This is a genomic window from Burkholderia humptydooensis (assembly GCF_001513745.1).
In the GTDB taxonomy this organism is placed as follows: Bacteria; Pseudomonadota; Gammaproteobacteria; order Burkholderiales; family Burkholderiaceae; genus Burkholderia; species Burkholderia humptydooensis.
On sequence record NZ_CP013380.1, the window covers coordinates 2,193,329 to 2,215,015 of the forward strand.

Below are 21,687 nucleotides of genomic sequence, written 5' to 3' on the forward strand. Positions count from 1 at the left end.
TGTCGATCGCCCCGCCGCTCATCGCCGCCCGCCTTCGAGCCGCTGCTCGCTCGCGAGCAGATAGCCTTCGATCGCGTCGCGGTGCGCGCCCGGCGCCTGCCACAGGCCGCGCTGCATCGCCTCGACGAGCCGCTCGCAGATCCCGTGCAGCGCGTGCGGATTGTAGCGCTCGAGGAACGCGCGCGTGTCGGCGTCGTGCAGGTACGCGTCGGCGACGAGCGCGTACTGGTGATCGGCGACGACGCGGGCGGTCGCGTCGTACCCGTACAGGTAATCGACGGTCGCGGCGATCTCGGCCGCGCCCTTGTAGCCGTGCCGCTTCACGCCGTCGATCCACTTCGGATTGACGACCCGCGAGCGGATCACGCGCGCGATCTCCTCGCGCAGCGTGTTGATCCGTGGCGCGGCCGGATTGCTGTGGTCGCCGTGATAGAGCCCCGGCTGCCGGCCCGACGCGTGGCGCACCGCGGCCGCCATCCCGCCCTGGAACTGGTAGTAGTCGTTCGAATCGAGGAGGTCGTGCTCGCGGTTGTCCTGGTTCTGCACGACGGCGTCGATCATCGCGAGGCGCGCGCCGAACGCGTCGTGCGCGGCTTCGCCGGCGCTGTTCTGCGCGTACGCGTAGCCGCCCCAGTTCCGGTACGCGTGCGCGAGATCGGCGTCGGTCTGCCAGCGGCGGCCGTCGATCAGCGCCTGCAATCCCGCGCCGTATCCGCCCGGGCGCGCGCCGAACACGCGCCAGCCGGCGCGCCGGCGCGCCTCGTCGGCGGGCATGCCGCGCGCGACGAGCGCGTCGGCCTCGCGCCGCACGCGCGCGCGCACCGGGTTCAGGTGCTCGGGCTCATCAAGCTCGGCGACCGCCTGCACGGCCGCATCGAACAGATGCATCACGTTCGCGAACGCGTCGCGAAAGAAGCCCGACACGCGCAGCGTCACGTCGATCCGCGGCCGGTCGAAGATCTCGATCGGCAGGATCTCGAAATCGGTCACGCGATGGCTGCCGGGCGCCCACTTCGGCCGCACGCCGAGGAGCGCGAGCGCCTGCGCGACGTCGTCGCCGCCCGTGCGCATCGTCGCCGTCCCCCACACCGACAGGCCGACCGCGCGCGGGTAGTCGCCGTGCTCCTGCAGGTGGCGCTCGATCAGTTGCTGCGCCGATTTGAGGCCGATCGTCCACGCGGCCTGCGTCGGCACCGCGCGCGTGTCGACCGAGTAGAAGTTGCGGCCCGTCGGCAGCACGTCCGGCCGGCCGCGCGACGGCGAGCCGCTCGGCCCCGGCGGCACGAAGCGGCCTTCGAGGCCGCGTCGCAGTTGACGCAGTTCCTCGTCGCCGCATGCGTCGAGGCGCGGCAGCACGTCGCGCGCGATGCGTTCGAGCACCGCGTGCGTGCGCGGCCAGTGCGCGGCGACGTAGGCGGGATCTGCGAAGTCCGCTGTGTTCGGGCGCGGCGCGTCGTTCGGCGTCCCGGCGTCGCGTGACGCGTCGCTTGGGCCGATGAGGCTTTCGGTGGCGCGGTCGTGCGCGGCGCTCGACGCATGCGCGCAAAGCAGCGCTTTGCCGCCACGCCCGTGCGCATCGCGGCCGTCCGCGCTGATCCGCTCGATCAACCGGCTCGCGAGCCCTTCGAGCCGCTCGCGCGTGTCGCCCGCGTGCCGCCACGGCTCGTCGCCGATCGCGCACAGCGCGGCGGGCCGCGGCCCCGTCCACGGCGCGGCCCAGTCGGACGCGAGCGGATCGAACGATTCGCCGAGCGCGAGATCGTGCGCGAGCGCGCCGATCAGCCCCGCGTGCTCGCCGCGCCCGTCGCCCGACGGAAAGCGCGCGAGCGCCGCGAGCGTGTCGCGCCGCTGCCGGCCGCGCGGCGAACTGCCGAACGTGTGCAGCCCGTCGCGGATCTGCGCCTCCTTCAGCTCGCAGAGCCACGCGTCGACGCGCGTGAGCAGCGCATCCTCCGCGTCGCGCCCGGCAGGCGGCGCGATGCTCAATTCCTCGTGCAGCTTGTGCTCGACGATGGTCGCGAGAATCGTCTCGCGCAGCACCTTCGCACGGCGCGCGTCGACCATCAGCGCGTCGTAGTATTCGTCGACCTGCCGCTCGAGATCCTGCAGCGGCCCGTAGTTCTCCGCGCGCGTGAGCGGCGGCATCAGGTGATCGACGATCACTGCCTGCGCGCGCCGCTTCGCCTGGCTGCCCTCGCCCGGATCGTTGACGATGAACGGATACAGATGCGGCATCGGCCCGAGGATCAGATCCGGCCAGCACGCATCGGACAGCGCGACGCTCTTGCCCGGCAGCCATTCGAGATTGCCGTGCTTGCCGACGTGGACGACCGCGTCGATGCAAAACGCGTCGCGCAGCCAGAAGTAGAACGCGAGATACGCGTGCGGCGGCACGAGATCGGCGTCGTGGTAGTTCGCGTAATCGTCGTTGCCGTGCGAACGCGACGGCTGCACGCCGACGAACACGTGGCCCGCGCGCCAGCCGGCGATCGGAAAGCGCCGCTGCCGCAGCGTCGGGTCCGCTTCGGGCGGCCCCCAGCGCGCGTCGAGCGCATCGCGCACCGCAGCCGGCAACTGCGCGAAGCGGCGCAGGTAATCGTCGAGCGGATAGCTCTGGAACGCCGGGCGCAACGCGCGCGTCGACGGATCGTTCGTCACGCCCTCGGTGATCCGTGCGAGCAGCGCGTCGCCGTCGCCCGGGAGCGCGTCGATCCGATAGCCTTCGTCGCGCAGCATCGCGAGCACCGCGAGCGCGGACGCCGGCGTGTCGAGCCCGACGCCGTTGCCGATCCGCCCTTCGCTCGCCGGATAGTTCGCGAGCACGAGCGCGACGCGCTTGCGGGCGTTCTCGAGCGTGCGCAGCCGGCACCAGCGGCGGCTCAGCTCGGCGACGAACGCGATCCGCTCGTCGTCCGGCTGGTAGCGCACGACGTCGACCTCGGTGTGCGGGCAACGGTACGCAAGCCCCTTGAAGCTCACCGCGCGCGTGACGATCCGGCCGTCGACCTCGGGCAGCGCGACGTGCATCGCGATGTCGCGCGCGTTCAGCCCGTGCGGATCGGCAAGCCACGCGTCGCGGTTGCCGCCCGACAGGATCACCTGCAGCACGGGCGCATCGCCCGCCAGCGCCTCGGGCTCGGCGGCGTCGAGCGCGCCCGCGGCGAACGCGGTCGTGTTCAGCACGAGCGACACGTTCGCTTCCGCGCACAGTGCGTCGACGACCGCGCGGCTCATCGCGTCCTTCAGCGACGTTACCGCGATCGGCAGCGGATTCAGGCCGGCGCGCGCGAGCGCGTCGGCGAGCGCGTCGAACACCGCGGTGTTCGCGGCCTGCCAGTGCGCCTTGTAGAACAGGATCGCGACCACCGGCGCATGCTCGCGCCAGCGTGCGCGCCAGTCGTCGAGGCTCGGGCTCGCGAGCCCCGGATGATAGAGCGCGGCGGCGGGCAATGGGCGCGGCGGCTCGGGCTCGCCGCCCACGCCGAGCGCGTGATGCGCGATGCTGCGCAACAGCGCTTGCGCGTTCGCCGGCCCGCCCTCGCGCAGATAGCGCCACCACAACCGACACAGCCCGGGCGCGACGGTGCTCTTCGCGATCAGGTTCGGATCTTCCTGCAGGTCGCCCGAGAACATCGCGAGCTTTTGCCCGGCGCGGTCCGCGAGCGCGACCGCCTGCTCGATCCCGTACGGCCAGTACGTCTCGCCGCCGAGATGGTCGATCACGACGGCGCGCGCATGCCGCAGCACGTCGTCGACGTAGAAATCGACCGACGCCGGTTGCCTGAGGAACGTCACGTTCGCGAGCCGCACGCTCGGAAAGCCGTCGCCGAGCGTCGGCACGACGCTCGCGAGCAGCGACAGCGTGGTGTCGGCCGAGCTCAGGATCACGATGTCGGCCGGCCGCTGGTCGATCCGGACGACGCCCGCCGTATCGTCGACGAAACCGCCCGGCGTGGTGCGCAACAGATGCATCGCTCTACTCCCGCTTCAATCGCGCCCGGCTGCGCCGCGCTTCGCCCGCCGCCGCGTCACGCGGCCTGCCCGCGCGCGGCGAGCGCCGCGTCGAACGCGCGCTGCAGCGCGGCCGCGTCGAGATCCTCGCCGATCAGCACGAAGCGGCTCGCATCCGCTTCGCCGTCGCGCCAGCGGCGGTCGAAATAGCTGTCGAAGCGCCGGCCGACGCCCTGCACGACGAGCCGCATCGGCGCGCCCGGCAGCGCGGCGAAGCCCTTCACGCGATAAACCGTGTGCGCCTCGACGAGCGCCGCGAGCGCGTCGAGCACCGCCTCGCGCGAGCTCACGCGCGCCTCGACGACGACCGAATCGAATTCGTCGTGGTGATGATCGGGATCGTCGGCCGAGCCGTGGTGGTCGTGCCGCAGATGGATCGTCTCCTCGGACGCGGCATTCAGCCCGAGCAGCGTCGCGAGATCGAGCTCGCCGCGCTGCGCGCGCACGAGCTTCACCTGCGGCGGAACTTCGTCGCGGATCGTCGTCTCGACGGCCGCGAGCGCCGCGTCGTCGAGCAGATCGGTCTTGTTGACGATCACGAGATCGGCGCACGACAACTGATCGGCGAACAGCTCGTGCAGCGGCGATTCGTGATCGAGGTTCGGATCGGCGCGGCGCTGCGCGTCGACGGCGACCGGGTTCTCGGCGAACAGGCCGAGCGCGGCGGCGGGCGCGTCGACCACGGTCAGCACCGCGTCGACCGTGAAGCCGTTCCTGATCGACGGCCAGTTGAACGCCTGCACGAGCGGCTTCGGCAGCGCGAGGCCGGACGTCTCGATCAGCACGTGATCGATGTCCGCGCGGCGCTCGACGAGCTTTTCCATCACCGGATAGAACTCCTCCTGCACGGTGCAGCACAGGCACCCGTTCGCGAGCTCGTAGAGGCGGCCGTCGGCTTCGCGGCCGGTTTCGTCGCAGCCGATGCCGCAGCCCTTCAGGATCTCGCCGTCGATGCCGAGCTCGCCGAACTCGTTGACGATCACGACGATCCGTTGGCCGCCCGCGTGCTGGAGGATGTGGCGCAAGAGCGTCGTCTTGCCGCTGCCGAGAAAGCCCGTGACGATCGTCACGGGGATTTTGCGCATCTGCATGGTGGTTCCGTTGGTCGGTATCGGGTCAGTGTCGGGGCGGTGCGCGAACGCGCGCGGCTCACGAGGCAATTTCACGCGCGGATCTCATGCGGAGATCGTCACGTCGATGTCGTCGTAGCGCTTGATCCGGTAGACGAGCGCGGAGACGATCCAGCTCGCGGCGAACAGGCCGATCACGACGTAGCCGAGAACGCCGAAGTGCTCGGCCGCCATCGCTGCGAAGTCCCACAGGCCGCCCTTGAGCGCGAGCTTGCCGCCGATGAGGGCGAGCGCCTCGATGCCGCCGATCACGACCGCGACGAGCACCGACACGAACGTGATCGTCATGTTGTAGTAGATCTTGCGGATCGGCCGCACGAACGCCCAGCGGTACGCGCCCATCATCATGATGCCGTCCGTCGTGTCGACGAGCGTCATGCCCGCGGTGAAGAGCACGGGCAGCGCCATCACCGACCAGAACGACAGCCCGCCGTGCGCCTGCGTCGCCGAGATGCCGAAGAGCGCGATCTCGGTCGCGGTGTCGAAGCCGAGGCCGAACAGGAAGCCGATCGGATACAGGTGCCAGCTACGCGACACGATCGCGAACAGCGGCCGGAAGATCCGCGCGAAGAAGCCGCGCTGGTTGAGCAGGAGGTCGAGATCCTGCTCGACGAGCGGCTCGCCGCGCCGCACCGCGCGAAACGTGCGGTACACCGAGATCAGGATCAGCAGGTTCGCGAACGCGAGCACGAGCAGGAAGAATGCCGATACGCTCGTGCCGATCGTGCCGCCCCACGCCTTCATTCCTTCGAAGCGCTCGGCGAGCGTCGCGGCCGTCAGCGCGACGGCGACCGTCATCAGCAGCACGACGCTCGAATGCCCGAGCGAGAAGAAGAGCCCCGCGCCGAGCGGGTTCTTTTTCTCGTGCATCAGCTTGCGCGTGACGTTGTCGATCGCGGCGATGTGGTCGGCGTCGACCGCGTGGCGCAGCCCGAACGTGTACGCGAGGAGCGCGGTGCCGAGCAGCACCGGCTGGCCGTGGAATGCGGCGAACGCCCAGACCCACGCGCCGACGTTGAACGCGATCAGCATCGCGTAGATTCCGACGATCTTGCTGCGCAACTCGACGGGGCTGTCGTTGAAGAGACGGAGAAACGATTTGAGCATGGCGCTCCCTTTGCGAACGGTCGACAAACACGATGAATGCCAACACGCGCGGCATCGCGCGCGATGCGCGCGCTCCCCGCTCCTTCCTTGCGTCGATCGCCCGCGCGCCGGTATGCGTCTGCGGCGGCGCGTTCGCGACATGCGCGTTTGCGACATGCGCGTTCGCGACATGCGCGGCGCGCGCCGAAGCGCGCGGCGGCGGACGGGGATGAAGCAGGCAAGCCGCGTCAAGCGGCGCGATGCAGCCGTGGACGATACGCCGCATCCCCGCGGCGCTGAACCTCGGGGCCGCTCGCCGCCGCGGCCGCGCATGCGCACGACCGGCGAACGGGCCCCGTGTCTCGGCCGGTATCCGGGCTGACGAAAACGCCGCTTCACCTTCCCGGACGCGATGCGTCCAGTGGTTGGCCGCGCATGCCGTCAGGCACGCGGAGAAGCCGGCGTCGCACCGCTTGCGCGATGCCTTCGCTTACCGTTGCGGGGGCAGCACAGGTTGGCGAGCCGCGACGCGGCGACGCTCCCTGTTTCCCGTTTGACTGCGTGCGACAGAAGCCGCACGCGAGCACCGAAACGCGAGCGAGTGTAGGCCGTGCGGGCGCGGTGCGTCAAGGCGGACAAAAGCGCCGACCAGGGCTTCCGCATGAAGGCCCCCATGAATCAAGGCTGAGAGCGGAAAAGGTTGTTGTAAACATTTGGCGTCTCAGGTTTACTCTCGATTTTTGCCGGACGAGAGATGCCAACGATCATGGACGCGTTTGCCGAACTGCGAGACCCGCGCTGCCGCGCCTGCCGTTATCCGTTGCAGGAAATCCTGTTTGCCGCCCTGTGCGCGGTTTTATGCGGCGTCGAGGACTGGGAAACGATGACACTGTGGGGCCGCACGCAGCTTGCTTGGCTGCGTAGCCATCTGGCGTATGAGAACGGCGTGCCGTCGCCCGATACGTTCCGGCGGGTATTCGGCGCGCTCAGTGCGAAAGCGTTTGAGCGCTGCTTCATCGACTGGGTCGGGCAACTGTGTCCGGCGCTGGCTGGCCAGCATGTGGCGATTGACGGCAAGGCGGTGCGCGGCAACCGTAGCGGCACGCATGCGGCGCTGCATTTGGTGTCGGCATGGTGCTCGAACAACGGCTTGAGCCTCGGGCAAGTGAGCACGGCCGATAAGAGCAATGAGATCACGGCGATCCCGGAATTGCTGGCCGCGCTCGATTTGCAGGGCGCGACGATAACGATCGACGCGATCGGCACGCAGCACGAGATCGCACGCACGATCGTGGAGGCCGGGGCCGACTACGTTCTGGCGGTCAAGGACAATCAGCCGCGACTGGCCGAAGGCGTGCGCCAGTGGTTTGCGGCTGCCCAGGACGGCAAGCTCGAAAGCTCGTACTGGGAGCACACCGAACATGACAAAGGCCACGGGCGGCTGGAGACCCGGGTTTGCCGGGTCAGCGATGATGTGGCGTGGCTGAGCGGGACAGGACAGCACTGGGCGGGTCTCCAGCGGCTGGTGATGCTTGAGCGCACACGCCAGATTGGCGAGAAAGTGACGACCGAGCGCTGTTACTACATCAGCTCGAAAGCGGTGAAAGCAACTGAGATGGCTCCGATCATCCGTGCTCATTGGGGCATCGAAAACCAACTGCACTGGGTCCTCGATGTCTCGTGGGGCGAGGATGCCAGCCTGATCCGCGACACCCTGGCCGCCCGCAACATGGCCAGTCTGCGCAAGATCACACTCAATCTCGCCCGGCTGGCTCAGAGTCGGCAGCCCAAGAAGGTGAGCCTGAAGAACATCCGTAACCTCGCCGCATGGGATACCGCTATGCGTGACTCCATCCTCGGCCTTGCCTGACATGCCTCTTCATGCGGAAGCCCTGAAGCGCCGACAAAAGAGCAAACAAAAAGGAGAACAAAAGGCGCCGCCGCGATCGTGCGGCGGGCCGCCCCGCCGGCGCTGTGCTATCGTATGCGCGCGTTCGGTGCCCGCCGCGCGTCGCGCATCCCGCCCACGCGCCACTGTCTTCACGGACGGGAAGGCGGCGGGATGGCAAGCGCTCAGCCCGGATACCGGCCGACGCACGGGGCGAGCCGCGCTCGCCGAACGCCCGGTTCCGCGGGGACGGAAGCGGGCGCGTCATCCACGCAACCCATGCGATCCGACACCCGGCCGGCAAGCCGGCCGTCGATCGCCGAGACCGCATGATCCGATCCGATTCACGCCACCGGAACCCGCGCGAGCGCGATGCGCGCGCGGCCGTCCGATGATGCGCGTCGCGCTCGGCATCGGCTGCCGCGCGGGGCGGCCCGCCGACGCGATCGAGGCGGCGATCCGCGCGGCGCTCGCCCGCTTGCCGGAGGCGTCGCTCGCCGATGTCGGCGTCGTCGCGACGCTCGACGCGAAAGCGCGCGAGCCCGGCCTCGTCGCATGCTGCGCGCGCCACGGCTGGCCGCTCGCCGCGTTCTCGCGCGACGAGATCGCCGCGCACCTCGCCCGTCTCGCCCACTTTGCGCACGTTGCGCACCTCGGCCGCGACGCGTCGCTCGCGGCGAGCGCCCCGCCGTCCGCGGCCGTGCGCGCGCGCTTCGGCATCGACGGCGTTTGCGAGCCGTGCGCGCTGCTCGCCGCGCCGAACGGCGCGCTCATCGTGCGCAAGCTCGCGCTCGACGGCGTGACGGTCGCGCTCGCCGGCCCGCTGTGACGCGCGCCGATCCCCGAACCCAACGACTCACAGGACTCCAGTCGATGAAAACCGATTCCGAATCGCATCAACGCATGACCGAGCGCCGCCGCGCGGGCCACGAGAAGAAACAGGCCGCCGCGACCGTCGAGAAGGGGCTTTTGATCGTCCACACCGGCAACGGCAAGGGCAAGAGCACGGCCGCGTTCGGGATGGCCGTGCGGATGCTCGGCCACGGGATGCGCACGGGCGTCGTGCAGTTCATCAAGGGCGCGCTGCACACGTCCGAGCGCGATTTCCTCGGCGCGCACGCGCAATGCGATTTCGTCACGATGGGCGACGGCTACACGTGGAACACGCAGAACCGCGACGCCGACATCGCGACCGCGCGCCGCGGCTGGGACGAGGCGCGCCGGATGATCGAAAGCGGCGATTACCGGATGGTGATCCTCGACGAATTGAACACGGTGCTCAAGTACGACTACCTGCCGCTCGACGAAGTGCTCGCGACGCTCGCCGCGCGCGATCCGGCGCTGCACGTCGTCGTGACGGGCCGGCATGCGCCCGACGCGCTCGTCGACGCGGCCGACCTCGTCACCGAGATGCGGCTCGTCAAGCATCCGTACAAGGAGCAAGGCGTGAAGGCGCAGCGCGGCGTGGAGTTCTGACGCGATGCCCGCCTGCCCCGCACTCTTCGTTGCCGCCACCGCGTCCGGCCAGGGCAAGACATCGGTGACGGCGGCGCTCGCGCGCCATCACTGGCGGCTCGGCCGGCGCGTGCGCGTGTTCAAGACCGGCCCGGATTTTCTCGATCCGATGCTGCTCGCGCGCGCGAGCGGCGCGAGCGTCTATTCGCTCGATCTCGGGATGGTCGGCGAGCGCGGCTGCCGCGCACTGCTTGCGCGCGCCGCGGCCGAAGCGGACGTGATCCTGATCGAAGGCGCGATGGGGCTCTTCGACGGCACGCCGTCGAGCGCCGATCTCGCGCAGGCGTTCGGCGTGCCCGTCGCCGCGGTGATCGCCGCGCAATCGATGGCGCAGACGTTCGCCGCGCTCGCGTTCGGGCTTGCGCATTTCCGGCCCGGCGTGCCGTTTCACGGGGTGCTCGCGAACCGCGTCGGCTCCGGGCGCCACGCGCAGTTGCTGCGCAGCGCGCTGCCCGAATCGATCCGCTGGCTCGGCCATCTGCCGCGCGATGCGCAGATCGCGCTGCCGGAGCGGCACCTCGGGCTGCATCAGCCGGACGACGTCGCCGATCTTGACGCGCGGCTCGACCGCGCGGCCGACGCGATCGCGCACACGGCGCTCGCCGAGCTGCCGCCCGTCGTCGAGTTCGCGTTCGACGGCGAAGCGAATGCGGCGACGAGTCGCGCGGCAGACGGCAGCGGCGCGTCTTTCGCATCGGCCCGCGCCGCCGACGCCGGGCCAAGCCTCGCCGGCAAGCGGATCGCGATCGCGCGCGACGCGGCGTTCTCGTTCATCTATCCGGCGAACCTCGACCAACTGGAAGCGCTCGGCGCCGGGCTCGCGTTCTTCTCGCCGCTCGCCGACGAGCCGGTGCCCGACGGTTCCGACGCGCTCTACCTGCCGGGCGGCTATCCGGAGCTGCATGCGGCGCGGCTCGCGGCGAACGCGACGGCCGCGCGCTCGATTGCCGCGCACGTCGCGGCGGGCAAGCCGGTCGTCGCCGAATGCGGCGGGATGCTGTACCTGAGCGAAACGCTCACCGACGCCGACGGCGTGACGACGCCGATGCTCGGCCTCGTGCCGGGGCATGCGACGATGCAGCGCCGTTTCGCAGCCTTGGGCATGCAAACGCTCGCGACCCGTTTCGGCGTGCTGACGGGGCACACGTTCCACTACTCGCGGTTTTCGACGCCGCTTGCGCCGAGGCACGGCGCGACGCGGCCCGACGACGGCGCGGCGGGCGAAGCGGTCTATCGGCACGGGCCGATCGTCGCGACGTATCTGCACGCGTACTGGCCGTCGAATCCGCGCGCGGCGGCGGCGCTGTTCGCGCGCGACGCGCTGTAGCCGTCGCGCGATCGCCTCGAAGATGCGGGTGTAATTCCGTGTAATGGCGCATTGCTTCGCGCCTTTCTAGCATGGTCATATCGTCGGCGCTCATCGCCGGCGACAGCGGGCACGGGGCGGCATTCGCCCGGATCGCGATCGCGGATCGCGCTGCGCAATGCTCGACAAAAAACGGATATTTCACATCAGAACGAGGTAGATCATGGTCACGGTCAATTCGAGAATCGACAGCGCGAGCGCGTCGAGCCACATCACGATCAACGTCATGACGGTGATGGACGTCGCCGCGATCATCGACGAGGTCAGGGCGCAAGAGAAAAATCTGGGGCAAACGCCGGACACGGCAACGCCGATCGGCCACAAGTACATCTACATGTCGTCGGACGACCCGCGCGGCTGGAGCGTCGGCAACGATCCCGGCAACATCACGCTCAACGCCCATGTCGCCGACACGCTGTCGTTCTACTGCACGAGCACGAGCGGCAATTCCGAATACGCCGCTTTCATCTACAGGCTGACGGGCGGCGATCCGCAACTCGATCCGTCCCACGTGAACGTGATCAAGCTCCAGAACGCGGCGCAGCCGACCCCGCCCGACGGCTATCCGTTCACGACCGGACCGGTGGCGTTTTCCAGTTGCGACGCCAAGGTGGCCCAGCAAGGAGAGGCCAAGAACTTCTACGTGTGGGCCGCGCTGTTTACGCTCGACGACAGCGGCGAAAAGCAGGTGCTCGCCGGATACGTCAAGTGGGACCCGACGGTCAACGTCGCCTGACCCGTCATCCGCTCGCTCGTCGCGGTATCGTCCGAACGGATTCTCGCGAGGCGGGCGCGCCGCATCCGCGGCGCGCCCGCGCGCGCTCACGCCACGCGCGCGTCGAGCCCCGCCATCATCGCGAGCCCCTCGTGCAGCGCCGGAAACAGGCTGCGGTTGAAGTTGTTCCAGCGCAGCTCCAGGATCGTGTCGTCCGGGTCGATCTCGGTGTTCAGCACGTCGTGGATCACCTCGCCGGAATCGACGCCGTTGTCGACGTAATGGAACGACGCGCCCGTCATCCGCAGCGGCTCGACCGGCACGGTCCGCTTTGTCGTCCAGTCGACGACCTTCTGCCCGCGCGCGCCGAACAGCGCGTCGAGCGTCGCATACGCGCCGCGCCGCTCGTATGGCGACTCCGCGCGCGTGATGCCCGGATGGATGTTGACGACCCGCCGGCAATACGGCGCGCCCGGCCGCACGAGCTCGTCGAGGATCACTAGCAGCCCGTCGAGCACGACGAGATCGGCGCCGAGCGCGTCGAGCGTCTCGCGCAGGCGCGCTTCGAACGCGTGCTTGCCCGCCGGCCGCGCGGGCGAGCCGAGCGGCTCGCGCCGGTATCCGGACGGAATCGCGAGCAGCAGATCGTTCACGAGCCGGCCCTGCACGCGCAGCTCCGGCGGATAGAACCAGCGCTTGCCGGGCTCGTGCGCAAAGCCGTATTCGGCGAGCTTCTCGCGGTCGAGCGGCGAACCCGCGTCGTCGTCGTAGATCACGCGCTCGAGCGAGTACGCGTCGCCGAGCTCGGTGTCGTTCAATGCGTCGACGAGCGATTCGAGCACCGACTTCATGTAGCGCGTGCCGCCCTTGTAGTCGATCTGCTGCCCCGCCCTGTCGGCGGCGGCGTTTCTCAGCGACCAGATGTAGACGAGCTTCTTCCTTGCCATCGCAGTGTTGTCCTCTCGTTCGGGCGGCGCGCCGCCGCGCCGCCCTTGGGATGATGAAACGCGCTTACCAGTTGTATTTCGCCGTCGCGATCACGGTGCGCTGGTTGCCGTACAGGCACACCGAATCCGACTGGCAGCCGGCCACGTAGCGGCGGTTGAACAGGTTCGTCGCGTTGAGCGCGAAGCGCCAGTTGCGCAGCTCGTAGTGCAGCGCCGCATCGAACAGCGTGTAGCTCGGCACCGTCAGCGAATTGTCGGCCGCGCCCGCCGACGCGCTCATGTAGCGCACGCCCGCGCCGACGCCGAAGCCCGTGAGCGGCCCGTTGCGCCACGTCCAGTCTGCCCACAGCGATGCGATCTGGCGCGGGCGCGGCACGTCGACGGGCCACTTGTTCAGCGTGTCGTCGTTCGCCTGCACGTTCTTCACGTCCTGGTAGACGTAGGCGGCGATCACCGACAGCTCGCGCGACAGGTTGCCCACCGCGCTCAGCTCGATCCCGCGCGAGCGCACCTCGCCGACCTGCACGAACGTGCTGCTCGTCGAATCGTTCGGATTGCTCATCGCGACGTTCGTCTGGTTGATCTGGTAGACGGCCGCGTTCAGCATCAGGTTCCTGGCCGGCGGCTGCCAGCGCAGGCCGGCCTCGATCTGGCGGCCCTTGGTCGGCGTTGCGAGCCCGCCGCCCGCGAGCTTCAGGCCGATCTGCGGATTGAACGACGTCGAATAGCTGAGATACGGCGCGAGGCCGTAGTCGCCGAGATACGTGAGGCCGACGCGCCCGCTGAACGCGTGGTCGTTCTGCCTGAAGCTCGCCGAGTTCGCGATGTCGTCCTGCGACGTGCGCGTCCAGTCCTGCCGGCCGCCGAGCGTCAGCACCCAGCGCTGCCATTTGATCTGGTCCTGCACGTACAGGCCGAACGCGTTGAGCGTCGTCTTCGTGTCGGTGCGCGGGTACGCGTTCGGCCCGCTGAAGATGTCGGCCGGAATCGGCGCGTAGACCGGCCGGTACAGATTCAGGCTCGGCCCCTTCGCGAGCCATTCGCTGTCGGTCGTTGTCTGCCGGTTGTAGTCGAAGCCGAACAGCAGCGTGTGGCTCAACGGCCCCGTCGCGAATTTCGCCTGCGCCTGGTTGTCGACGTCGAAGCGGCTGTAGTTGAACTGGAAGAGGCCCGCGTAGCGCGTCATCGTCGCCATCGTCGGGTCCGCGTCGTCGAGGCCGCCGCCGTACACGGACGCGTCGTCGAGCGACAGGTGCATCCAGCGCACGTTCTGCCGGAACGTCCATACCGGGTTCAGCCTGTGCTCGAACTGATAGCCGAGCGACCACTGCTTCTTGCGGTAATGGTCGAAATTCGCATCGGCCGTGTACAGGTCGTTCGAGATCGTGCCGTTCGGATTCGGCAGCACGGTGCCGCGCGACGGCAGGAAGTTGGTCGACGTGTCGCCCCAGTCCTGCAGGTACGTCGCGGCGAGCGTGAGCGACGTGTCCGCGTTCGGCTGCCACTTGAGCGACGGCGCGAACGACACGCGCTGGTCGGCGAGCGGCCCCGTCTGCGCATTGCCGTCGCGGCCCACGCCGACGATCCGGTACGACAGCGTGCCGTCCTTGTCGATCGTGTCGCCGACGTCGAACATCAGTTGCTTGCGCGCGTAGTTGCCGATCTGCACGCCGACCTCGCGGATGCGCTCGCCGTTCGCGAGCTTGCTCTGCACGTCGACGATCGCGCCGGGGTCGCCCTGCCCGTACAGCACCGACGTCGGGCCGCGCAGCACGGCGATGCTGTCGATCATGTACGGATCGACGCGCCAGCTCGACAGGTTGAGCGTGTTCGGCACCTGCAGCCCGTCGACGAACACGGTCGGCGTGAAGCCGCGCAGCGCCGCGTACCAGTCCGAGCGGTTGTCCGACCCGTAGCTCGAGAAGCCCGGGATGTAGCGGAACGCCTGATTGATATCGGTCGCGCCCGTCGCCTCGATCTGCTGCGCGGTGACGATGTTGATCGTCTGCGGGATCTCGATGATCGGCGTATCGGTTTTCGTGCCCGTCGTGCTGCGCCGCGCGACGAGGCCGACGGCCGCGTCGCGCTCCGTCTGCTCCGACACCGAGATCGCGGGCAACGTACCGCCCGCCGCGGTGCCCCCGTTCACCTGACTGCCCGGCTGCCGCAGGTCTCCTCCTGGCTGCGTCGCCTGTGCCTGCGCATGACTCGCCGCCGCCGCGTAGAACGCCACGCCTGCCGCGGCTGCGATCGCACGCACGCGCGTGCTGGTTGCCCACTCCATCTTCCTTTGCTCCAAGTTGCAAAGCGGCCGCGAGGCCGCCCCCTTCATCAAAGAGCGATGGCCAGCCGGCCGTCGCTCACCCCGTTGTTGTCATGTCGTGGCCGCGCGCGGTCTTCGCGCCGGTCGGCTGTGTCGTGTTCGGCCGCGTCGCCCCCATCGGCGAGCGACGCGGCGATTTCGTCCGCGCGCCGCGCGAGCACCGACAGCAGCGTGTCGGACAGCCCGTGGCTGTCCTCGCAGCAGCCTTGCAGATAGATCCGCGGCTTGAAGTGCGCGGGCGTCGCGAGCCGGTAGTCGCGCGCGACGTCGCCCGCCGCGAGCGCGTCGCCCAGATGCGGCGCGAGAGCGTCGAGGAGCGGCAGATGCGTGTCGCGGCGATAGCCGGTCGCGAGCACGAGCGCGTCGAAGCGCTCGGCGCGCGCGTCGCCCGTCAGGCGGTCGCGCAACGCGAGCTCGACTTGTCCATCCGCCGTGCGCGCGGCCGATTCGATCGCGGTGTTCGCGAGCAGCCGGTGGCGCGGCGCGCCGTCCGACGCGCCGGGCACGCGCTGCAGATAGAGCATTTCGTAGATCTGCTCGATGAGCGGCCGGTCCACCACCGCGTAGTTCGTGTCGCGAAAGCGCTCGATGAGCGAGCGCCGGCCGCTCGCCGGCTGCGCGTAGACGACGTCGGTGAACGCCGGATTGAAGATCTCGTTGACGAACGGGCTGTCGTCCGCGGGCTTGAGCGCGCCCGAGCGGATCACGAGGCTCGCGTCGACGTGCGGGAAGCGCCGCGCGAGATCGACGAACACCTCGGCCGCGCTTTGGCCCGCGCCGATCACCGCGACGCGTTTTTTCACGTGGGCGTTCGGCGCACGGGCGTCCGGCGCGCCGACCAAGCGGTCGATCGACGTCAGGTAGTTCGACGAATGGGCGACGCACGCCGGCCCGAGCGCGGCGAACGCGTCCGGCACGCTCGGCGCGCCGCCGACGCCAATCGACAGCGCGCGCGCGACGCGGTGCCGCTCGCGCCCGTCGGCGCCCTTCGAGAACACGCGCAGCGCGTCGATCTCGCCGGGCGCGCCCGGTGCCGCGACGGGCTCGATCGCCGTCACCGTCTCGCCGTAGTGGACGCGCTCGCCGAACGCGCTCGCGACCCAGCTCAGGTAATCGTTGAACTCGACGCGTGTCGGGTAGAAGTTCTTCAGGTTGACGAATTCGCTCAGGCGCCCGTGCTCGTACAGGTAGTTGATGAACGTGAAGCGGCTCTTCGGATCGCGCAGCGTGACGAGATCCTTCAGGAAGGAGATCTGCATCCGGCAGTCGTCGAGCAGCATCCCGCGGTGCCAGCCGAATGCCGGCTGGCGCTCGACGTAGCAATGCGTGAACGCGGCCGCGTCGCCCGCTTCAGCGAGGCGCACGGCGAGCGCGAGGTTCGACGGTCCGAAGCCGACGCCGATCAGGTCGAATACGGTATCTCTCTGCATGTCTCTGATTCCCTTAACGGTGTGGCCGGCGCGCGGACGGCGCCGGCCGGACAAAAACGCAATGCGGATCGAGCGCATCGCCGATGCGGCCGATCCGCTCCCGGCGCGGCGAATACGGCGGGCGGCGCTCAATCGGCATCGCGCGCCTCCGTGGCCGGCTGGCCCGCCACATGCGCGGCGCGCTCGCCGAGCGCCGCGAGGCTCGGCGCGGCGAACACGTCGGCGATTGCGAGCGCGAAGCCGGCCGCGCGCGCCGCGTCGACGAAGCGCACGACGTCGAACGATGTCGCGCCCGCTTCGAACAGGTCGTCGTGCGGCGCGGGCGCGGCGAGGCCGAGCGCCGCGCGCCACACGTCGGCGAGCGCGTGCGCGCGGCGCTCGGCCTCGCTTGCCGCGTGCGACGACGGCGACCGCGCGGCGCGCCCATCGTGCATATCGTGCATATCGAGCGGAAAGCGCGCGGCGCACGCGCCGAGCGCGCGCGCGGGCGCGTCGACGAAGCCGCGCACGACGTCCAGATAGTCGGCCGCGAGCGCGGCGACGAATGCGCCGTCGACGCGCTCGGTCGCATACGAGAACGCGCCCGTCACGCGGCCGTCCGGATGCTCGACGATGTCGAGCTCCAGCTCGAACACGACGCGGTGCCGGACGTCGTTGAATTCGTCGACCGCAAGCCCCGCCCAGTCGCGCGCGGCGGCGCCCGCCGGCCGCAGGTAGTTGAACATCACCTGGAACAGCGGATTGCCGTTGACCGCGCGCGGCGCGCGCAGCGCGGCGACGACGTCGCAGAACGGCGCGTCCGCGTGCGCATACGCGGCGAGCGCCGCGTCGCGCACGGCGGCGACGAGCGTGGCCGGCGTATCGGCGCCCGACAGCCGCGTGCGCACGACGACCGCGTTGATGAAGAGCCCGAGCGCGCGCTCGGCCGCGTCGCCCGTCAGCTCGCGCGTCGACGCGAGCACGCCGACCGGCTGATCGGTCGAGCCCGTCGCGCGGTAGAACGCCGCGTTCAGCGCCGCGTGCAGCAGCATCGGCAGCGTCGCGTGCGCGGCGAGCGCCATCGTGCGCGCGCGGCGCACGAGCGCGCCGTCGAGCGCGAACGCGAGACGGCCCGCGTCCCAGCGCGGCGCCGCCGCGCGGCCCGTGCGCGGCGGCGGCAGCGCGTGCGACGGCACGCCGGCGAGCGCCTCGCGCCAGAATGCGAGGCGCGCGCGCGGCGCGGCGGCGGGCAGCACCAGGGCGTCGCGCGAATCCGGATGCCGATCCGCCCGCGTCCCGGCCCGCGCATCCGGCGCCGCCGGCGTCCATTCGCCCACGCGCCGCGCGACGTATGCCGCGCGAACCTCGTCGAGCCACAGATCGATCGATTGCCCGTCCGACACGATGTGATGGATGACGAGCGACAACACGTGATCGTGCGCGCCGAGCCGGACCACGCGCGCGCGCCACAGCGGCGCATCGGCGGCAAGATCGAACGGCGCGAGCGCGTCGTCGTCGGTCAGCGCGACGGCGGCGGCGAGCCGCGCGTCGTCGTCCGCGGCGCGCGAATCGGCGCGCAGGTCGACGATCGGCAAATCGACGCGCCGCGCCGGCACGATCCGCTGCCCCGGCGCGCCGTCCGCCCGCGCGACGATCCGCGTGCGCAGCGCCGGATGCCGGGCGGCCGCGCGCGCGAACGCATCGGCGAGCGCATCGATGTCGAGCGCGCCGCGCAGCCGCAGCGCAACCGGAATGTTGTACGCGGCGCTGTCCGGCTGCGCGCGCCACAGGAACCACAGGCCGCGCTGCGCGGCGGACAGCGGCAGCACGCCGTCGGCGTCGGGCGCATGCGCTGCGGCGCTCGCGCCGGGCGCGCCGTGCGGCGCGTGCGCCTGCGCGGCGGCGGCCACGCACTGCGCATACGGCGCGAGAATCGGCGCCTCGAACAGCGCGCGCACCGGCACGTCGCGCGCGAGCCGCTCGGCGACGCGCGTCGCGACGCGCACCGCCGCGAGCGAATGGCCGCCCAGCTCGAAGAAATGATCGGCGCGGCCGACCCGCTCGAGCCCGAGCACTTCGCGCCAGATCCCCGCGAGCGCCGTCTCGATGTCGCCCTCGGGCGCCTCGTAGGCGCGCGCGACGTGCGCGGGCTCGGGCAGCGCCGCGCGGTCGACCTTGCTGTTCGCGTTGCGCGGCAGCGCGTCGAGCACGACGATGTGCGCGGGCACCATGTAGTCGGGCAGCGTGCGGCGCAGATGCGCGTCGAGCCCGGCCGCGTCGGCGCGCCGCGCGCGCTCGCGCGCGTCGCCCGTCAGCTCGACGAACGCGACGAGCCGCGCCTGCGCGCCCTTGCCGAACACCATCGCCACCGCCTCGCGCACGTCGTCGTGCGCGGCGAGCTGCGCCTCGATCTCGCCCAGTTCGATCCGCAACCCGCGCAGCTTCACCTGATGGTCGATGCGGCCGATGAAGTCGAACACGCCGTCCGCGCGGCGGCGCACGAGGTCGCCCGTGCGGTACAGCCGCGCGCCGGGCGCGCCGTACGGATCGGGCACGAAGCGCTCGGCCGTGAGCGCGGCGCGCCCCAGATAGCCGCGCGCGAGCCCGATGCCCTCGCCGCCCAGATACAGCTCGCCGATCACGCCGACAGGCAGCGGATTCAGGCGCGCGTCGAGCACGTGCGCGGTGCGCGCGCCGACGAGCGTGCCGATCGGCAGATACGCGGCGTCCGCGAGCCTGGCCGGATCGTCGCCCGGCGCGAACATCCACAGCATCGGCGTGATCACCGTTTCGGTCGGCCCGTAGCCGTTGACGACACGCGCGTTCGGAAACGCGCGGCGCATCAGCGCGAACGCCTCGCGCGACGTCGCCTCGCCGCCCACCGTGATCGAGCGCAGCGACGGCGGCGCGCCGTGCTCGAGCGCCCATTCGGCGAGCTGCGTCGCGCAGCCGGGCGGCACGTAAGTCATCGTCACGCCCTCGCGCGCGATCAGCTCGCAGGTACGCGCGGGCGGCCACAGCGTGTCGGCCGTCACCGCGACGGCCGCGCCCGACAGGTACTGCGAGAACCAGCCTTCGTGCGCGCCGTCGAAATTGACCGACTGGAACAGCATGAACACGTCGCGCCCGGTCACGCCGTAGCGCGCGGCGATCGCCTCGCAATGGCGCGCGAACGCGCCGTGATCGACGACGACGCCCTTCGGCTTGCCGGTCGAGCCCGACGTGTAGATCACGTATGCGGCCTGATGCGGCGAGACGTCGGGCAGCGCGACGCCGTCGATCTCCGAGTCGGCGATCGCATCGTCGACGAGCCACGCGCGCGTCGCGCCCGCGAGCGGCAGCGCGTCGACGCTGCCGCGCTCGGTGATCACGTGCGCGATCTGCGCGTCGTCGAGCATCTGCGCGAGGCGCTCGCGCGGGTGGCTCGGATCGAGCGGCACGAACGCGCCGCCCGACTTGAGCGCGGCGATCAGCCCGACGAGCAGATCGACGGAGCGCGACAGCGCGACGCCCACGCGCATCTCCGCGCGCACGCCCGCCGCGACGAGGCGCTTCGCGAGCCGCGCCGCGCGCGCGTCGACCTCGCCGCGCGTGAGCGCACGCTCGACGTCGGCAACGCCGCGCGCGTCCGGGCAGCGGCGCGCATGCGCGGCGATCCGGTCGTGGACCGAGACGAATGGCTCGCCGAGCCTCGCGCCGACGCCGCGCTCCGGCGCTGCCCGGCGCGCCTCGTGACCCGAGAAATCGATGAAATCATGCGTCTGCCCGTTCCACGCGGCGAGCTGACGGCGCTCAGCCTCAGGCAGCCATTGCAGGTCGCCGAGCGCCGCGCCGGGCGCGTCGAGCGCGTGCGCGAGCAGTTCGACGTAGCGCGCGGCGAAACGCTCGATCGCGTCGGCGTCGAAAATGTCGGTCGCATAGACGAAGCGCGCGTCGAGCCCGCCGTCGTCGCGCTCGTCGAAGCTGAGCGCGAGATCGAATTTCGCGTACGGCATGCCCGACGGCAGCTCGGTCGCGCGCACGTCGGCGAACGACGGCAGCACGCGCCGCGCGCCGTAAGCCGCCATCACCTGAAAGAGCGGATGGTGGCTCGCGCTGCGCGCGACGCCGAGCGCGTCGACCACCTGATCGAACGGCACGTCCTGGTGCGATTGCGCATCGATCAGGCCGCGCTGCGTCGCGTCGACGAGCGCGTCGAACGCGAGCGCCGCGGGCGTTTTCGCCGCGAGCGTCAGCGTGTTGACGAAAAAGCCGATCAGCCCGACGGTCTCGCCGCGCTCGCGATTCGCCGACGGCACGCCGATCCGGATCTCGGGCTCGCCGCTCGCGCGCGCGAGCAGCGTCGCGAGCGCGGCGAGCAGCACCGCGAACGGCGTCGCGCGGCGCGTCTGCGCGAGCGCACGCGTGCGTTGCGCGAGCGCGGCGGGCACGTCGAACGCATGGCGCGCGCCGCTCGCGCCGCGCCGCGCGGGCCGCGTCGCGGCGCCCGGCAGCAGCAGCACGTCGCGGCTCGCGTCGAGCGTCGCGCGCCAGTGCGCGAGCTGCCGCTCGCCCTCGCCCGCGTCGAGCCAGCGGCGCTGCCAGAGCGCGTAGTCCGCGTACTGCACCGGCAGCGGCGCGAGCGACACCGCGTCGCCCGTCGTGTACGACCGGTAGAACGACGACAGCTCGGCGAGCATCACGTCGGCCGACCAGCCGTCCGACACGATGTGGTGCGTCGTCAGCACGAGCCAGTGCGTGGCCGCATCGAACCGGATCAGGTGCGCGCGCACGAGCGGGCCGTGCGCGAGATCGAACGGCTCGGTCTCGTCGCGCTCGGCGACGGCCGCCGCGCGCGCGTCGCGCGCCGCGGCGCTCGCGCCGGCGAGATCGGTGAATCGCCACGGGCAGCGCATCGGCGCGTGCACCGTCTGCAGCACGCCGTCGGCGCCTTCGGCGAACGTCGTGCGCAGCGCCTCGTGGCGTGCGATCAGCGCGTCGCACGACAGCCGCAGCGCGTTCGCGTCGAGCGCGCCGTCGAGGTGCAGCCGCTCGGTGATGTGGTACGCGGCCGATTCGCCGAGCAGGCGCGCGTGCAGCCAGAGGCGCGTCTGCGCGAACGACGCCGGCACGCTCGCCGCGCGGTCCTCGCGCGGCGGGATCGGCAGCATCCGGAAATCGATCCCCGCGTCGCCGAGCTTCGCGAGGAACTGCTTGCGCTGCGTGTCGGGCAGCCGCGCGAAGCGCGCGGCGAGCGACAGCAGATCGGGGGAGGTCATGCGGGCTCCTTCATGCGGGTTCCTGTGCTCTTGATTGGG

The 21,687-nt window shown here is 70.7% G+C and carries 12 protein-coding genes and 1 riboswitch; of the genes, 5 read left to right on the forward strand and 7 right to left on the reverse strand.

What is annotated here, in order from left to right:
• Positions 1–18: 18 nt before the first annotated feature.
• The 3 genes from cobN to AQ610_RS09965 form a co-directional block, all read right to left on the reverse strand.
• Positions 19–3,972: a cobaltochelatase subunit CobN gene (gene cobN / locus AQ610_RS09955; protein ID WP_006026695.1), complete on the reverse strand. Its 3,954-nt coding sequence runs from the start codon at positions 3,970–3,972 to the stop codon at positions 19–21.
• 56 nt (positions 3,973–4,028) lie between these two features.
• Positions 4,029–5,102, reverse strand: a complete 1,074-nt coding sequence (gene cobW / locus AQ610_RS09960) for a cobalamin biosynthesis protein CobW (RefSeq protein WP_006026694.1) — start codon at positions 5,100–5,102, stop codon at positions 4,029–4,031.
• An 84-nt stretch (positions 5,103–5,186) separates the two neighbouring features.
• Positions 5,187–6,248, reverse strand: a complete 1,062-nt coding sequence (locus AQ610_RS09965) for a HoxN/HupN/NixA family nickel/cobalt transporter (protein ID WP_006026693.1) — start codon at positions 6,246–6,248, stop codon at positions 5,187–5,189.
• Between the two features lie 326 nt (positions 6,249–6,574).
• Positions 6,575–6,833: riboswitch (cobalamin riboswitch) on the reverse strand.
• Positions 6,834–6,981: 148 nt separating this feature from the next.
• Between AQ610_RS09965 and AQ610_RS09970 the strand changes: the two genes are divergently transcribed.
• The 5 genes from AQ610_RS09970 (at position 6,982) to AQ610_RS09990 (ending at position 11,732) form a co-directional block, all read left to right on the forward strand.
• A complete protein-coding gene (locus AQ610_RS09970; protein WP_006029871.1) occupies positions 6,982–8,097 on the forward strand; it encodes an ISAs1 family transposase in 1,116 nt (371 codons plus the stop codon).
• Positions 8,098–8,506: 409 nt separating this feature from the next.
• A complete protein-coding gene (locus tag AQ610_RS09975) occupies positions 8,507–8,944 on the forward strand; it encodes a cobalamin biosynthesis protein (RefSeq protein WP_006026691.1) in 438 nt (145 codons plus the stop codon).
• A 44-nt stretch (positions 8,945–8,988) separates the two neighbouring features.
• On the forward strand, positions 8,989–9,591 hold the full coding sequence (gene cobO / locus AQ610_RS09980; RefSeq protein ID WP_006026690.1) for a cob(I)yrinic acid a,c-diamide adenosyltransferase: 603 nt from the start codon (positions 8,989–8,991) through the stop codon (positions 9,589–9,591).
• A gap of 4 nt (positions 9,592–9,595) precedes the next feature.
• Complete coding sequence (locus AQ610_RS09985; RefSeq protein ID WP_006026689.1) at positions 9,596–10,957, forward strand: cobyrinic acid a,c-diamide synthase CobB; 1,362 nt, start codon at positions 9,596–9,598, stop codon at positions 10,955–10,957.
• A gap of 202 nt (positions 10,958–11,159) precedes the next feature.
• Positions 11,160–11,732 carry an inclusion body family protein gene (locus AQ610_RS09990; protein ID WP_043282594.1) on the forward strand — a complete coding sequence of 191 codons (573 nt, stop codon included), beginning with the start codon at positions 11,160–11,162 and terminating at the stop codon, positions 11,730–11,732.
• Positions 11,733–11,818: 86 nt separating this feature from the next.
• Here the strand turns inward: AQ610_RS09990 and AQ610_RS09995 are convergent, their stop codons facing one another.
• The 4 genes from AQ610_RS09995 to AQ610_RS10010 form a co-directional block, all read right to left on the reverse strand.
• A complete protein-coding gene (locus AQ610_RS09995; RefSeq protein WP_009912369.1) occupies positions 11,819–12,658 on the reverse strand; it encodes a formyltransferase family protein in 840 nt (279 codons plus the stop codon).
• A 64-nt stretch (positions 12,659–12,722) separates the two neighbouring features.
• Positions 12,723–14,942, reverse strand: coding sequence for a ferric malleobactin receptor FmtA (fmtA, locus tag AQ610_RS10000; protein ID WP_009912370.1), 2,220 nt, complete (start codon positions 14,940–14,942; stop codon positions 12,723–12,725).
• A gap of 47 nt (positions 14,943–14,989) precedes the next feature.
• Positions 14,990–16,411, reverse strand: a complete 1,422-nt coding sequence (locus tag AQ610_RS10005; protein WP_009912371.1) for a lysine N(6)-hydroxylase/L-ornithine N(5)-oxygenase family protein — start codon at positions 16,409–16,411, stop codon at positions 14,990–14,992.
• Positions 16,412–16,539: 128 nt separating this feature from the next.
• Positions 16,540–21,648: a non-ribosomal peptide synthetase gene (locus AQ610_RS10010; protein ID WP_006026684.1), complete on the reverse strand. Its 5,109-nt coding sequence runs from the start codon at positions 21,646–21,648 to the stop codon at positions 16,540–16,542.
• Positions 21,649–21,687 lie beyond the last annotated feature (39 nt).

Bases quoted from the DNA above. Each gene is read 5' to 3' on its own strand.
- AQ610_RS09990 (WP_043282594.1), top strand. From the start codon at position 11,160: ATGGTCACGGTCAATTCGAGAATCGACAGCGCGAGCGCGTCGAGCCAC.
- AQ610_RS09985 (WP_006026689.1), top strand. From the start codon at position 9,596: ATGCCCGCCTGCCCCGCACTCTTCGTTGCCGCCACCGCGTCCGGCCAG.
- cobW (WP_006026694.1), bottom strand. From the start codon at position 5,102: ATGCAGATGCGCAAAATCCCCGTGACGATCGTCACGGGCTTTCTCGGC.
- AQ610_RS10010 (WP_006026684.1), bottom strand. From the start codon at position 21,648: ATGACCTCCCCCGATCTGCTGTCGCTCGCCGCGCGCTTCGCGCGGCTG.
- cobN (WP_006026695.1), bottom strand. From the start codon at position 3,972: ATGCATCTGTTGCGCACCACGCCGGGCGGTTTCGTCGACGATACGGCG.
- AQ610_RS09970 (WP_006029871.1), top strand. From the start codon at position 6,982: ATGCCAACGATCATGGACGCGTTTGCCGAACTGCGAGACCCGCGCTGC.
- AQ610_RS09965 (WP_006026693.1), bottom strand. From the start codon at position 6,248: ATGCTCAAATCGTTTCTCCGTCTCTTCAACGACAGCCCCGTCGAGTTG.
- AQ610_RS10005 (WP_009912371.1), bottom strand. From the start codon at position 16,411: ATGCAGAGAGATACCGTATTCGACCTGATCGGCGTCGGCTTCGGACCG.
- fmtA (WP_009912370.1), bottom strand. From the start codon at position 14,942: ATGGAGTGGGCAACCAGCACGCGCGTGCGTGCGATCGCAGCCGCGGCA.
- AQ610_RS09995 (WP_009912369.1), bottom strand. From the start codon at position 12,658: ATGGCAAGGAAGAAGCTCGTCTACATCTGGTCGCTGAGAAACGCCGCC.
- cobO (WP_006026690.1), top strand. From the start codon at position 8,989: ATGAAAACCGATTCCGAATCGCATCAACGCATGACCGAGCGCCGCCGC.
- AQ610_RS09975 (WP_006026691.1), top strand. From the start codon at position 8,507: ATGATGCGCGTCGCGCTCGGCATCGGCTGCCGCGCGGGGCGGCCCGCC.